The 15,426-nt window shown below is 28.3% G+C and carries 15 protein-coding genes and 2 pseudogenes; 11 read left to right on the plus strand and 6 right to left on the minus strand.

Going from position 1 to position 15,426, the window contains the following annotated elements; all coding sequences use genetic code 11:
• Positions 1-18: 18 nt before the first annotated feature.
• Positions 19-705 (plus strand): Crp/Fnr family transcriptional regulator, encoded by a 687-nt coding sequence (locus ACZ1HD_RS13700; protein WP_472687747.1) that lies wholly within the window; start codon positions 19-21, stop codon positions 703-705.
• Positions 706-711: 6 nt separating this feature from the next.
• On the opposite strand, the pseudogene tamL reads toward ACZ1HD_RS13700, so the two are convergent.
• From tamL to ACZ1HD_RS13730, 6 genes and pseudogenes are all read right to left on the minus strand, one after another.
• Positions 712-3,009 (minus strand): annotated as a pseudogene (gene tamL / locus ACZ1HD_RS13705) (translocation and assembly module lipoprotein TamL).
• The gene (locus ACZ1HD_RS13710) at positions 3,002-3,163 is read right to left on the minus strand and encodes a hypothetical protein (protein WP_472687748.1); all 162 of its coding nucleotides are present in this window, start codon (positions 3,161-3,163) and stop codon (positions 3,002-3,004) included. The pseudogene tamL and the gene ACZ1HD_RS13710 overlap by 8 nt, the downstream one beginning before the upstream one ends.
• A gap of 39 nt (positions 3,164-3,202) precedes the next feature.
• Positions 3,203-3,460 (minus strand): annotated as a pseudogene (locus tag ACZ1HD_RS13715) (translocation/assembly module TamB domain-containing protein); the annotation flags it as partial.
• On the minus strand, positions 3,457-4,026 hold the full coding sequence (locus ACZ1HD_RS13720) for a translocation/assembly module TamB domain-containing protein (RefSeq protein WP_472687749.1): 570 nt from the start codon (positions 4,024-4,026) through the stop codon (positions 3,457-3,459). The pseudogene ACZ1HD_RS13715 and the gene ACZ1HD_RS13720, both read right to left, overlap by 4 nt.
• Entirely contained in the window at positions 3,981-6,734 is a 2,754-nt protein-coding gene (locus tag ACZ1HD_RS13725) for a translocation/assembly module TamB domain-containing protein (protein WP_472687750.1), read from the minus strand. The genes ACZ1HD_RS13720 and ACZ1HD_RS13725 overlap by 46 nt, the downstream gene beginning before the upstream one ends.
• Before the next feature lie 242 nt (positions 6,735-6,976).
• Positions 6,977-7,978: a hypothetical protein gene (locus ACZ1HD_RS13730; protein WP_472687751.1), complete on the minus strand. Its 1,002-nt coding sequence runs from the start codon at positions 7,976-7,978 to the stop codon at positions 6,977-6,979.
• A gap of 285 nt (positions 7,979-8,263) precedes the next feature.
• On the opposite strand from ACZ1HD_RS13730, the gene ACZ1HD_RS13735 reads away from it, so the two are divergent.
• The 10 genes from ACZ1HD_RS13735 (at position 8,264) to ACZ1HD_RS13780 (ending at position 15,413) form a co-directional block, all read left to right on the plus strand.
• Complete coding sequence (locus tag ACZ1HD_RS13735; protein WP_375241287.1) at positions 8,264-9,421, plus strand: tyrosine-type recombinase/integrase; 1,158 nt, start codon at positions 8,264-8,266, stop codon at positions 9,419-9,421.
• 52 nt (positions 9,422-9,473) lie between these two features.
• Positions 9,474-9,650 (plus strand): hypothetical protein, encoded by a 177-nt coding sequence (locus ACZ1HD_RS13740; protein WP_472687752.1) that lies wholly within the window; start codon positions 9,474-9,476, stop codon positions 9,648-9,650.
• Between the two features lie 50 nt (positions 9,651-9,700).
• A complete protein-coding gene (locus tag ACZ1HD_RS13745) occupies positions 9,701-10,036 on the plus strand; it encodes a hypothetical protein (protein WP_472687753.1) in 336 nt (111 codons plus the stop codon).
• 235 nt (positions 10,037-10,271) lie between these two features.
• Entirely contained in the window at positions 10,272-10,895 is a 624-nt protein-coding gene (locus tag ACZ1HD_RS13750; protein WP_472687754.1) for a hypothetical protein, read from the plus strand.
• A 102-nt stretch (positions 10,896-10,997) separates the two neighbouring features.
• Positions 10,998-11,837, plus strand: coding sequence for an abortive infection family protein (locus ACZ1HD_RS13755; protein WP_472687755.1), 840 nt, complete (start codon positions 10,998-11,000; stop codon positions 11,835-11,837).
• 204 nt (positions 11,838-12,041) lie between these two features.
• The gene (locus ACZ1HD_RS13760; RefSeq protein ID WP_472687756.1) at positions 12,042-12,434 is read left to right on the plus strand and encodes a transposase; all 393 of its coding nucleotides are present in this window, start codon (positions 12,042-12,044) and stop codon (positions 12,432-12,434) included.
• A gap of 14 nt (positions 12,435-12,448) precedes the next feature.
• Complete coding sequence (locus tag ACZ1HD_RS13765) at positions 12,449-13,297, plus strand: IS3 family transposase (protein ID WP_472689365.1); 849 nt, start codon at positions 12,449-12,451, stop codon at positions 13,295-13,297.
• Between the two features lie 45 nt (positions 13,298-13,342).
• Positions 13,343-13,735, plus strand: coding sequence for a hypothetical protein (locus tag ACZ1HD_RS13770; RefSeq protein ID WP_472687757.1), 393 nt, complete (start codon positions 13,343-13,345; stop codon positions 13,733-13,735).
• A gap of 27 nt (positions 13,736-13,762) precedes the next feature.
• Positions 13,763-14,071, plus strand: coding sequence for a hypothetical protein (locus ACZ1HD_RS13775; RefSeq protein WP_472687758.1), 309 nt, complete (start codon positions 13,763-13,765; stop codon positions 14,069-14,071).
• A gap of 889 nt (positions 14,072-14,960) precedes the next feature.
• A complete protein-coding gene (locus ACZ1HD_RS13780; protein ID WP_472687759.1) occupies positions 14,961-15,413 on the plus strand; it encodes a WapI family immunity protein in 453 nt (150 codons plus the stop codon).
• The last annotated feature ends 13 nt before the right edge of the window (positions 15,414-15,426 follow it).

The raw sequence follows: 15,426 nt of genomic DNA on the forward strand, positions 1-15,426 counted from the left end.
ATCTAAAACATTTTTAACATGAGCAAATGTGAACAATGTATTGTTCGACAGTTTAATTCTTTAAAACATCTTTCTAAAGAAGAATTGTTAAGAATGTCTAATTGCAAAACTTCTAAAATTATAAAAAAAGGCGAAATTCTTTTTGATGAAGGCGAACACATCAATGGTGTTTTTTGCATTAAAGATGGTGTTTGCAAGGTTTCTAAAATGAGCGATAACGGTAGAAATCATATTGTTAGCTTAATACAAAAAGGTGATTTATTAGGTGAACGCAGTTTAATTTCAGAAGAAGTTTCTAACCTAAAAGCTGTAGCTTTAAATGATATGGAAATTTGTTTTATTCCGAAAGATGAAATTATTAGAGATTTAGAGAAAAACAATAATTTTACAATGAGTGTTTTAAAAGATATGGCCAATTCTTTAAAAACAGCAGACAATTTAATTGTAGATATGGCTCAAAAAACAGTAAAACAACGTTTGGCTGAAACACTTTTACATTTAGAAACTAAATTTGGTATAAATGCAGACAATAATATTAACATACAGCTTTCTAGAGAAGATATTGCAAATATTATTGGTACAGCAACAGAATCTGCAATTCGATTACTTTCTGATCTTAAGAAGAAAAACGTTATCGAATTTAAAGGTAAAAACATTAAAATTTTAGACAAAATAGCCTTAGAAAAAATGGTTACTGGTTTTTAATACTTTTTAAAAAGAATAACCAATTGCAAAATTAAATACAGGATCGTCTACTCTAAAATCCCAACGCTTGCCTTCTTGTAACGCCGGATCATGAAATGGTGCAGCCAAATCGAAACGAATTACAAAACCTTGCACATCTACACGAACACCAACACCTGCTCCGATTCCTAATTCGTTTATAAAATTTGATGTAAACTTATCTTTACCTGCAGTGCCAAAATCCGGATTTGCTTTAGAATTCCACACATTTCCAGCATCAGCAAAAACCGCTCCTTTAAAAAACGAAAAGATTGGGAAACGATATTCTAAATTTGCTTCTAAACGAATATTACCAGTTTTATCGAAAAAATTACTTGTTGTATCTGTGTTATCTGCAACATCATTTTCATTGTACGTTCCTGGACCTAAAGACCTAATATTAAATGCTCTAACACTATATGGGCCACCAGCATAATATTGTTTTACAAACGGAACAACATCAGAATTACCATATGCATAACCATAACCAGCAAACAATCTCGCTGCAATGGTTTGGCTTTTATTTGTACCAAAATTGTAATGATATCTTGCATCAAAATCTGCTTTTGCATATTGTGCATATTGCAAACCTAAAAACTCTTTAGTACCATTAGTTTCATTTTCTTTTGCTAATAAACTTATAGAATTCCCTGCTATATCTAATGTAGAATTTAAATAAAATTGATGCGTTTTAGCATTATTCAACATTTCATTATAAGTAAACGAAAATGTTAATCCGCTTATAAATTGTTGCTCAAAACTTTGTTCTAGAAAAGAGTTGTCTTCTAATATTTGCTGAAACTCTTCTGTAGTGTTTGATAATCTTGTATAATTTACCGAAATAGGATTTAACTCGTAAGTAATATACTTATTAGCGTTCCAAACATAACCAAAAAGTGCACTACCGAGACAGCAGTGTATACAACTTACTTCTATTTAAATATGTTACACCTAAACTCGTTTTTGTTTTTGGCACAGAATATTCAAAAAAATCTTCATCAATAGAAAAAGGAGCAATAACTCTCGGAAAAATTAATTCGGTTTTTAAACCTAATTCTAAACTACTTAAACCGAATTTTCGCCACTAGAAACTTGTGTTTCATAACCAAAATTTGTGCTTATATTTAGTGTTTCGCCACCTTTAAAAAGGTTTCTATTGCTGTAAGTTAAAGACAATTACGGACCTGCAAAATTATTAGACTTTGTAACCGCTTGTAATTCTGCTCTAATAGCTCTTTTTGTTAACGGCGATAAAAATATATTAGCTTCTAAAACACCTAAACTATCTGTTTCTAACCTTTCTAATTCTTTATACTGAATGTTTACATATTTGTAAGCACCAATAGAAGACAAGCGTCTTGCTGTATTTTTAGATGTTAACGGATTGTAGTTTTCGTCTTCTTTAATTGTAATAAAATCATCTAAATATTTTGGTTTAAAAAACACAGAATCTTGAAAATAACTTTTATTATCGAACCTGGTTTCTTTTACGTTTGTAGAATCTTTTAAATTAAAATTTGGGTAAATATTTATCTTTTTTACTTGATACGGAATTGTAGCTTTCTGAGGCACTTTTGCCTTCAATTTTAAAAACAAATCGAATCTTTTATTTTTATATTGATTTGTGTCTGCTTCAAAAATTAAAAAACTAGGATTAAAATTATAATAACCTCTTTGCTTTAATTCGGTATCTAAACGTTGTCTCTCTAACTTTAAATTCGCTAAATCGAAACGCATGTTTTCCGGAAATGGAGATTTTTTGGTTAATTCTTTTATTTCTTGGTAAATAGGACTTTCTATACTATCTATTTGATAACTCGCCATTTTATAAGGCGCAGGTACTTTTAACCTATAAACTACGCTTGCTTTTTTATCTTGTTCATCAAAAAGAAGTTGCTCTGCTATAGAAAAAGCCATGATTTTCTAATCTATTTTTTAGTATTTCTGTAACTTCTAATACATTTACATCACTTTGGTAAACGGGTTCTTCTCCAAATCTTTTAAACAACCATTTATTTAAAAAGTTAGGATTCTCTTTTTGATTTTTGTAATAATAGTACAAACCTAAATAAGCACCCAAAAACTTAGAATTTGGTTCGGTCTTAAAACTGTATTTAAATCTACTTTTAAATTGGTTGCATTATCTACCGCAGAATCTACATCCATTTCAATTTTTGCACCTGTATACAAACGCTCGTCTTCGGGTATGTATTTTTGAATACTACAAGAATATAAAAATGTACCAAAAAGTACTGCAATTAATAAGTGTTTTACAATTTTATTCAAAGTTTAATTCTTTTTTATTAACAGATTCTTTAGCTGATTTTGGTTGACTCTCTTCTTCTTTTGGCTTTTTTTCTGATGTATTCTTGTCTGAATTTGAACCTAAAAGAGCTTTCCATAATTCTTGAAATTCATTGAATTCTTGTGTGAAAATCAACCCGATTCCGCTAACAATAGTTTGACCATCGATTACATTTTCGAATTCACTTTTTCTAAATCCTTTTAAACGATATCTGCCATCTTCTGTTATTTTATATTCTAAACTAACATTACCAATTAACGGAGTTTGCTCTCCGGTTGTGCTACTTCCTTGTATATCAATTTCGCTACCAACTCTAACAGTTAACCTTTCGTTAAACAGTTGTTTTTGTGCAGCAACATCTAGTTGCGTTCTGTCTGTTGGTGCATCACCTTGATAATCTGTAAAACTATTTAAACCGAAATCTAATTCTATCCCGAAGTACCCAAAAGTTTATCAGAAAAAGTATTTAATTGTTCTGAAACTGCATCGTTTAAATTGTTTCTTGCTATGGATGCAAAACCACCAAAACTACCATCGCTACCAGCATCAGGATAAAATCTATTAAGTACTAATAACGAAAAAACTTGTTTATTCAATTCTTCTTCTTGCTGCTTAATTTGCTGAACTCTACCATAAACTTGTCCGCCAATAGCACCTTGCTCTTCTTCCGGCATGCTTAAATCAAAAGATATTTTTGGCTGTAATAATTCGCCATCAATATCTAAATATACCTGAAAAGGTAATACTTGTTTGTACTTATTTTGTACTGATGCATCTTCATTAGAAATCTGTGCCGCCATTAAAGATGACGCAGACGTTTCTAATTTATAAATGGCACTTACATCTAATTTCGCATCAAAAGGATCACCGGACCAAGTAACTCTTCCGCCAGGTGCAAGCAAAAATTTTCTATTAACTAAATTGTATAATGTTAGTTCGTAATGCCCGCTAGCTACTTGATATGCTCCAGTAAACGTAATTCTACCATTTGGCACCATTGTAAAAAGAAAATCTCCTTCTCCGAAACTTTAAAATTATCGCCAGTATCTTCGTTTATAATAATGGTAACTACAGCTTCTTTGTTAATTTTTAATTGAGAAGAAATATCAAACCCGCTAATTACTGCAGATTGTTCTTCTGTTTGCGTTAAAATAGCATCCGGATTTTTTCGATTTACAAAAGCCACAACACCATCTCTTTCTTCTACATTTGCATACGAAGATGGCATTACATAAGTTACATCTGTATCTTTACCAAGTGTAAAGCTGGCATTTATTTTTGGTATTTGTAAATCGCCAGTTAATGTTGCATTGGTGTTAAAAGTAACTTTACCATACAAATCTGGATTGTCTTTTTGTGTTGCGTTTAAAATTCTAAAGTTTTCTGCTTTTAATTTTAAATCGAATTCTGGATTTATAAAACTTTCTGTTTTAATGTCTCCGGAAAGCGTTAATGCATTATTTTTAGCATCCAAAACTGTAAAATTGGCCATCGAAATACCCGAATTATCCACAGTTAATTGCTCTTCTTTTAACGTAAATTTTGTATTTAACTTTGTGATATTAAAAACAGCATTATCAAACGTTAAACTACCATTGTATTTAGGTTTGCTTGTTGTACCAGTAACTTTAAAATCGCCGGAAAAACTTCCGCTAGTTTCTTTTATTTCTCCTAAAGAAAGAGTTTTAAGAGCATTCATTTTAAACTGATTTATGTCTAAATCTAGGTTTAAATTTGCAATATTGTTATTTACAAAGTAATCTCCTTTTAGATCTAAATCGACGTCACCTTCTTTTAAATAGGTATTAAAATTATATTTATTATTTCCTAAAGATTTTGCATCCATAGATAATTTACCCAAATTGGTATTTAAAACTTTAAAATTAGAAACCGAAACATCTGTAATAACACCTGTATTTGTAAAAGGTTCTACAAGTACAAAATCGCCATTTAAAACACCGTTTGCTATTTCATCTTCCGGATTCAAATAATTAAAAACTTCATTTATGTTAAAGTTATTATACACCAACGCAATGTGTTTTTTCTGAACATTTTTTAAGTTGTTTGTTATTTCTATAGATTGATTTTCTTTATTGATTCTAAAATTCGAAAAGGTTAAGTTGTTATTTTCTATAACAATTTCATTTTCTTCTAGTATAGACCATTTACTTTTATTTAAAATTAAACTGTCTTTGTTTACCGTAAATTTTAGTCGATCTCGATTTCCTGTAATTTTAGTATTTACATTCATCAATTTTTCACCTTTGTGAAACCCTAAGAAATTAAGCGCTAATTCATTATTAGTTTGGTTACCAGTAATTACAGTTTTGGGTACATCTACAGGACCCGCTTTAATGTTTTTAAAACCTAAATTAAAGTTGAAACTCTCTTTATCTGTATCCATAGAAAAAGACAAACTATCTAATTTATTACCACTATAATTAATAAATGGTGCAGAAACATTTGCTTTTAAAAGTCTTTCTTGTTCTTTAAAATCTAATGCTATATCAATGGTATCAATATCTTTTAGGTTCACCAGAAAAACGTCTTTAATTAAAGAAGTTTGCGAAATTTTTGCTTCTAATTTTAAATTTATAGGATTTTTAATTGTGTCGGAAACTTTATCATCTCTATAAAAATAACTTAAAACATGACGTTGCAAACCTTTGCTAAACGTTTCTGGATCTGTGTTAGACTGCAAATTAACATTTAACATTTTGTTATTTATTTTAAAAGCAGTAGTGTCTTTATTAATAAAAGCTTCTGCATTTACAGCACCAAGTAAATACGTGTTATTATCGTAAACTACAACACCATTTTTAATAGTAGATTTTATATTATAACTATCTATATTTCCTTTAAAATCAACAGATACATCCATACCCGTTTTAACATTTCTATTTAAAAGACCTAAAGCTTGTAAATCTGCACCAATTACATTTAAATCTACATTTGCTTGTGTTGCTACAGAATCTAAAATAATAGATCCGTTAAGATTTAAATTTAAATTATCATCTTTATAATTAGAAGAAATAACACCAACACCATCTTTAAAATTACCTTCTAAACTTAAATCTTTAATTACATATTCTTGTAACTGAAATTTAGAAATGTTTGTTTCTAATTTCGCATCTAAATTATTTAGATTTTCACCAGTTCCGTTAGATTGTAATGAAAGTGATAAAGCGCCAAAATTTTCATTTTGTAATAACTCCCCTAAATCATAATCTGTAATAGATGCTTTAACATTGTAACTAATATTTGTATCGTTAGATAAATTTCCTTCTACAAAAGCATTCCCTTGAGATGTATTTATATTAGCATCAATTTTACTGTTCTTTAAACTACCGTTAACATTACCAGTAATTAAAATTTCTTCAGGTAATTTTAAATTTAATTCTTTTTCATTAACAATTTGTAAAAGATCTGCTCTTTTAGTTTCAGCTTTAAAATTTGGTAAATTCAATTGTAATTTATCCGGATTTGTAGCATTCTTGACACTTCCGTTTAAAGAAACATTTGTAGCATTACCCCAATTAACACTTGTGTTTTCAATCTTTAAATCATTTAAATTTCCGTCTATAAATAATTTTCCTTGAAATGCTTTTGCACTTAATTTAGATAAGTATTCGTTTTCTTTTAATTGCGGCTGAAATCTAAAAACCTCTTTTAACCAAACATTAAATGAAGGCAAATTGATTTGCAAATTGGTAGTTTCTGGTGAAGAAATTAGCTTGGATAATGATGTGTAATTAGCTTGTAAATTACCGGATATTTTATTTTGATTGACAGCAATTTTTAAATCGGAAATACTAGTTTTTGTATCTGTTGCCTTTATAGTTAATTGAAATTTTGAAAGATTTAAACCAGATTTTTCTTTAAAATTAAAACGCTCTATTTCTAATTCCGCTTGTTTATCTTTTAATTTAATTTCTTTCGCTTTTAAATTTAAATTATCAATAAATAAAGCTTCGGATTAAATACATTTAAACTCGGTTTTTGATTATTTACAGCATATTGAACTTTGTTTTCTGAAAAATCTATTTCATCTATTTTTAAATCGATTGCTGGCCAACTAAAAGTTACTGGTGTGTTATTATTTACTTTTTGATTGTCTCTAGAATTTAAAGCTAATAAAATTTCTGATTTATGTAACTGAATTGTATTTATATCAAAACTATTCTTTTTTAAATCTGCGCTGGGTATTTCTGAATAAAAATCTGTGATGGCAACATTTGCAGACAAATTATCTATCTTAGATTGATAGAAAGCTTTTGTGTTATTAATCGAGATCTTATCCGCAGTAATTGTTGGTAAAATTACTTCTGTAGCAGGTAAAACTATTGATGTAGGCTTTTGAATATAAGAGATTTCAGAATTTTTAAGTCCAACTTCATGAACATTAAAATACATAGAATTTACATCAACTTTATCGATATCTACAGCTAAACTACCAATCTTAAACTTGCTATCAACACCTAAAACATCATCTTTCAAATTTATATTTATATTTTTAAAATTTAAGGTTCCTAAGACAATATCAACAGGATTTGTTGTTGTATCTTTAGCAACTTCCGTAGTATTTTCTGATGCAAATGCATCAATTAAAAACTGAAAATTATAATTATTTAGCGTGTCTTTTCTTACGATATTTGCTCTTACACCATTCCATTCTAAATTATCTACACCGATAGATTTTCCTGAAATCATTGCAAAAAGTGGTACGTTTGCTTCTAGAGATTTCGAATAAATTAAGGTATCACCTTTTTTATCTTCTAAAAATAAACCGTTTAATTGAATGTCACCATCAAAAGTAATAAACAACTTATTTATCGCTACCTTTGTATTGGTTTTATTAGAAACATAATTAACAGCTTTTTGTACGATTAAATCTTGTCCCCAAGAACTTCGGATAAATAAAACTAAAAAAAGGAAAAAACAAAACAGCAATAAGAACCCTTAAAGTTCTTCTTACAAAACGATATTTCTTTTTAGTTTTCTTTCTTTTCGACATAAAAGTTTAAATAATTATGTAAAAATACATCAGTATTATTAATTTTTAAGTTTTACAGCTATTTATTATGTGAATGATTTACTAAAGTTTTAATTAAAATTTACAAACACATTTTTATTTGTAGCAATAACGTTTTTCTAACAAAATTATTTAAAAACCTATTTAAAAAACACTTATAATCGACTTATATTTAGTATATTTAGGTGCTATAAATAAGAAAATTGAAAAAGTATCCTAACATATTTGTTGAGCGAAAAAAGCACCGTAACAAGCAACAACTTCTAATTAAGTTTGATTATAATAATGATTTAATAAATATTATAAGAAAAATTGATGGAGCTTTATGGAGCAAATCTCTTAAATGTTGGTATTTGCAAGATACCGCCTTAAATTTAGAAGCTCTTAAGCGAAATTTTGATAAAATTACAAAATTAACGATTCTAAACTCAACAAAGAAAACCCCTTTCAACAGAAATTTATCTGCGGATGAAAAAGTGCTTTTAAATAATTTTTACCTTTATTTAAAAGGGAAAAGGTATAGTAAAAGCACCATACAGACCTATACTTTTTTTGTTGCCGATTTTATAAACTTTCACACTAAAACCGCTTTAAACGAACTAACTAATAAATCTGTAGAACTTTTTATTGAAAGTGTATTTATAGAGAGAAATTACTCTGTAAGTTCTCAAAGGCAATTTATTAGTGCTTTAAAACTATTTATAGTTTTTTGCCCTGAAACTTTAATAAATAATTTAGAATTAGTTAGACCCAAGAAATCTAAAAAACTACCTAATATTTTGTCTCAAGAGGAAGTTTTAAAAATTATTGGCGTTACCCAAAACTTAAAACACAAAGCAATATTAGCTTTAATTTATTCTTGCGGATTAAGAATTAGCGAATTGATTAATTTAAAATTAGAGAACTTTAATATTGATAGAAAGCAATTAGTTATTAAAAATAGTAAAGGAAGAAAAGACAGATATGTTAGTTTAGCCGATAGTTTTATTCCGTTATTATCTAATTATTATTACTCATACAAACCCGAAATTTATTTTGTAGAAGGACAAAACAAGGGAAAATATAGTGCGGAAAGTGTACGTCAGTTTTTAAAGAAGAATTGTTTAAAAGCAGGCATTAGAAGAACGGTAACACCACACACTTTAAGGCACAGTTATGCAACACATTTACTTGAAAACGGAGTTGATATAAGATACATTCAGTCTTTGTTAGGACATTCTAGACCGGAAACCACTATGATATATACACATGTAAAAAGAAAAGATTTAATGGAGATTCAGAATCCGTTAGATAGAGCCTTACAAAAGATAAAAATGACCGATAATAACAACAAAAAAGTTTTATTATCCGGTAAATTATAATGAAAATGCAATATATTTGATTGCATATAACTAGTTGTAAACAATTTAAGAAATGTCAAAAAGCATTCATATTACAAGAAAGAATTTTAAAGGTTTAACTAAAGCCGAAATTGACGAACAAGCTCAAAACCCAAATTCTGAATTATCAGAATGGAATCGAAAGAGTCAGATTAAAAAAAGGTTAAGAAAAATCGAAAAAATGAAAAAAAAGCAATTAATATTAGCTTAATTTTATTCATACTAATTTTAATTTTACAGTGCAATGGAAACATACCTTTAATGAAGAATAATATTGCAGGTATTTATATTAATAAGAATTATCAAAAGAAAATCTGTTGTATTGAATCACCTCATAAACCAGACAGTTTAATTCTGAAACCTGATGGAACATTATCAAGTAATTTTTTTGGAGTTGGAACTTACAAAGTCAATTACGGAATATTTGAAACTGAAATTGAACTACATTATGAAAACAGAAACGGAAAAGCTGGATATTATACTTATTTAATAAATAGATTATTTGAACAACCAAAAATCATAATGAATTCCGATACAAATCATTATTTTGAAAAATTAAATAAGCCAACTAAAAATAAAAAACAAAAGGCGGAATAAAGCATAAACAAAAATGAAAAAAAACTGTTTACAACACCGTGTATATTTTATTGCTTTCTTTTAGCCAACTTACGAAAATCCTCTCGGATTTTCTATTCAGTATTTATTTGCTAACTTTACGCTAAACCAACGCAACAAAGCATACACAAACACGTTGGGCTTAATTATGAAAAAGAACTATTTGATATTCATTATACTAATTTCTTTTGGAGTTAAAGCTCAAAATATAAAGTTGTTGAATAAAGATTTAAACTTAACAGACACTTTAAAATATAATAGAGAGATTAGAATATATTCTGGAAGAGGAATTACTAATTATTCTTCTGTATTTAGAATGTACAATTACGAGAGAAAAAAATGGAAAGCTGAATTTTATGAGCATTATGCTGAAATTCCTAATAAAACTGAATTAAAAATTGAGAAGAAAAAGCTAAAACCAAAAAACAATTTTGACTTTATATTTCTAAAATTCTTGAGAAGTAAAGTTATGAATTTGCCAAATCAAGAAGAAATTAGTTGGAAAATTCAAGGAAGAGATTCAATTTTTGAAACTAAAACAAATAGAAAAGGTAAAGAAATAATTGAGTACGAATCCGTTCATAAATCCATAAGCATATTAGATGGAGTAAGTTATATTGTACAAGTGAAAGAATTCAATAAAACGAATGAATTTAAATATTATAATCCTGAAAGTTATTATAAAAACTTTAATGAGATAGATGAACTTTTGTTTATGGTTGAAATATTGAATATAGTCAGAAATGAATTTAAAATTTGGAAAAAAACTAAGCCCAACAACATATATAATTTATTGCTGGCTTATTGCTTACTTGCGAAAATCCTCGCGGATTTTCTTTGACAGTAATTATTTACTAAATTAGGTGCTTAAACCACGCAACAAACCATATACAACAACGTTAGCCAATATTAGAAAAAAACTCGTAAAACCATCGAAAATAGAATGGCTGAATTAAGCAGATTAGATAAAATAAAATTAGAACGAGTCTTTGATATGGGAGGTGGATATGTTCTCGATTTCACAAATAGAACATTTGAAGAATTCTTTTTAGAAAAATATGAAATCGAAATTTATAACGAAAAGTATGAAAATGAATATAGTGGTTCTAAAGCGAATAGAATAAGAGAATTTTGGAACAAAGAAAATAATTATATTGTTGGAAAATCTATTATTGAAATTCTTGATTATAGCAAAGCAATAGGATATTCTTACCAACATCCAACAGAAACTATTAGTGAAGAATTAATAGAACAATGTTATAAAATTGGACACAGATTACGAGATGAAACAGGTATTGCCGAAATTGACGCAATTAAACCAATTGAAGATACCGGAGATTATAAATTATTATCTGAATCTATAAAAAATCATATTTTAAAAGATCAACCTGAAGCTGGACTTGATAGATTACACACTTATTTAGTTGGTTATATTAGGAGTTTATGTGAAAAACACGAAATTGGATACGAGAAGAAAGAATCTCTAAATGCTATTTTTGGAAAATATGTGAAAAATCTCGTCAAATTGGAAAAAATTGAATCTGAAATGACAGTTAAAATATTGAAGTTTTCAATATCAATATTAGATTCATTTAATTACATCAGAAATAATAAAAGTTTAGCGCACGACAATGAGAAAATAGCTGATTATTCGGAAAGTATTTTAATTTTTAATAATATAAACAGTCTTGTAAAATTTATTCAAGTAATTGAGGAAAGATTTGATAATGAACAAAAGATGAATGAACCAATTATTGATGAAGAAGATAATTTACCATTCTAAAAACATTGGCTAACACCGTGTATAATTAATTGCTAGTTTTAGCCAATTTACGAAAGTCCTCTCGGACTTTCTATCTGTGATTTATTTGCTAACTTTAGTGCTTAAAACACGCAACTAATCATACACATAAACGTTGTGCATAATTTAACCCAATGTAAAATCCTGAAATAGGTTGACTAAAAATTAAACAACTTTAGTTAAACTATGAGCACAAAAACAAAACAACCCTGCCGAAAAAAGAACTACAATAAAGTCGGTTTCGAACTCAAATTATTCATCATTGACCAAATTCATAATGGACGGATTTCTGTAAATTATGCAGCTAAAAAATACGATATTTCTAGAGCAACTATTCAGTACTGGATAAAAAAATATAGTACCTTAGATCAAAAGAAATTAGGTATGAGTAAACAAGACGAAATTAAAAAACTCAAAGAAAAAATTGAGGAACTGGAATTTATAAAAGACTTCCAACAAGATATAATTGCAGACATGGAAATCATTACTGGAGTCGATATGTCAAAAAAGTCATTGCCCAAAACATTAGCAGAAGAGATTCAGAAAAAGAAACAAAACCGTTTAAAAGAAAATGGTTAACTCAATGTTTTGGGATTACTAAACAAGCTTTTTATAAACGCTTAAAATCATACAAAATAAAGCAAAACAACGAACGTATTTTAATCCAATTAGTTAAAAAATGTCGTGACAAAATTGGACAGAAATTAGGCGCTAAAAAACTATATCATGAATTGAAAAACGACATCAAAAAACAAGGAATTAAAATAGGGAGAGATAAGTTTTACACATTCTTAAGAAACCATAAACTATTGATCTCTAGAACTAAAAACTATCATACAACCACTAATTCTAATCATCATTTTTATAAATACAAAAACCTAATTACTAATAAAACCCCTACAAGAGCTGAACAACTTTGGGTAACAGACATAACCTATATTAAAACTCAAAAAGGACATAGTTATTTGGCTTTAGTTACAGATGCCTATTCTAAACAAATAATGGGATATAAACTAGATTCACATATGAAAACATCTCTTTGTATAGATGCTTTAAAAATGGCGCTTAAAAACCGTAAATACCCAAATCAAAAATTAATACATCACTCAGATAGAGGCTTACAATATTGCAATCCAACTTACGCTGGTTTTGCTGAATCAAATGGATTAAAAATGAGTATGACTGAAAAACATGACCCTTATGAAAATGCTATTGCGGAAAGAATTAATAGAACTTTAAAATATGAATATGGTTTGAAAACAATAATAAAAAACACTAAATTAGCACAAAAGATTACTAAAAGAGCCGTTTATATTTACAACAACCTAAGACCACATCTAAGTCTCGATTTATACACTCCTAAACATGTGCATATAAATCAAAATATTGAATATAAATCGTATCGAAAAAATAAAAATAATCTGGAATTATTAACCTTTTAAACATCAAAAAAAGGTCAACCTATTTCAGGACAATACACAAGAAACGTGAAAAAAATATTAATCTTGACTTTACTCTCATTTTTCGGTTGTAAAAACGAACCAACCTGTACTGTGAATGAAAATAACGCTGGAAAAGAAATCTATGATTTGGACGAGGCGACTTGTTTCATTGCATTAAAGCTAAACAAGAAAAAATCTGACTTGAATTTGATTCGTGACGCTCTACTTGCGGAAATGAATTATATGGAAAAAATTGGACTGACTTCTGACAATCCAAATCCTGAAAGCGAATCTGAATCGAATGCCGAATTGGATATAAACCAAATGGTTGAATATGCTCTGAATGAGGAAAAAGTTGACCTAAACAAAGAACAATTACTCGAAATCTATGATACTGAATTTGAATATTTAATATTTATCGGAGTCGCGAGTGAATAAAGAACTATGCACAACAGCGTGCATAAGTTGACAAAACTTATGAAGAAACATCTAATTTTAATTTTTATTGGTCTTATATTTTCTTGCAACACGCAGAAAACAGAATTCGGAAACGCAGAAATATTGCAAAAAGTAAGTCTGACCAATATTAACGAATTAAGTAAAAATCGAACTGAATTTGACAATGACACTCTAAAAATCATAGGCGAATTGCATCTCGATTTGGAAAACAAAGGAATTTATGTAGAATCAGAAAAAATTTGGATTAAATCATTTAAACCAGCAACCGAATTAGATAGTGTGTGGAGAAAAATGAATGGAAAAAAGTTGAAATAATCGGACTTTATAAAGCTGGTAAAACTGGACATTTAGGTTTATATAATGGACAATTAAAAGAAATTTATTATATCAAAACGAAATAAAAAACTATGCACAACACCGTGTATAATTAATTGCTGTTTTCTTCTCTACTTGTGAATATTCCTGCGGAATATTCACAGGTTCGTAAAAGTTTACTAATTTAGTTGCTAAACCACGCAACTAACCATACACAAACACGTTGTATTTAACGGCGGAATTTCAGCCAGAAATTCCTAATTTGTATTTTGGAGTTCTAAAAAGTAAATTGACATAATTACACGCCGAAAAAAATACTCAAAAACTAAAAATGAAAATATCTTCTCCTCCATTTTAAGAGAAAATTGCACCGTTAAAAATTATTTAAGACTAGTTACAAATAGAATGAAAAATTAAAGATTCATTTAAAACTTAAAATTAGAGCGGGAAAAAAATCTGTGGAAAGAAGAGATTTTAGCACAACGGCGGAAATCTTAAAATTGAATAAAACGGGAAAATTAAAGAAGCATTTAAAAGTAAAATTTGAGCCGGAAAAAATCTGTGGAAAGAAAAGATTTTAGCACAACAGCGGGAATTTAAAGCGGAAACTAGAAATAGGGAGTTTGAGCATTGAAAGCGGGAAAAATATTGAGCTTTGAAGCGGGAAAAAAGAGCGGTATAAAATTTCAAGTAGAAAGATTATTTAGAACTCAAAACCGCTAAATACAACACCGTATATAATTTATTGCTGGTGATTTACAAACTTACGAAAATCCTTGGCGGATTTTCTATTCCGTTTTTATTTACTAAATTAGTTGCTTCAAAAACGCAACAAATCATATACAAAATCGTTGTAAGTAAGCTGTGAAACGAAATCAGGAATGGAAAAATGATATTTAAAGGAATAGATAATCAAACTGTAGAGTTCAAAATTACTAATTATGAATTTCCCGAAAATACGACTTGTGAATACGACTCGAATTGGTTATTAATTTACTTAAATATTAACAGTAAATGTGGAAAATGGAAAACCATTGACCCAGCATTATTAACGGAAGAAGTTAAAGAAATAATTAAATGGTTTGAAAACTTGTCAAATAATATAAAACCTGAATCGAAAAACTTAACTTTTATAGAACCAAACATTGAATTTAAACTTAAAGAATTTAACGAAAAACTGAAAACAGTGAAAATAATTTTTGACTTGGAATCTCGACCGAAAAATGCAAATGATGAAAAGGAATATTATGTGGAATGCGCATTAAATAATATAGAATTAAAAACTGTTTCTGAAAACTTAAAAAAAGAATTGAGTTCATTTCCTACTCGTGGATTTGAATAAATAAAACACTTAT

Source organism: Polaribacter sp. HA6-7 (assembly GCF_055693625.1).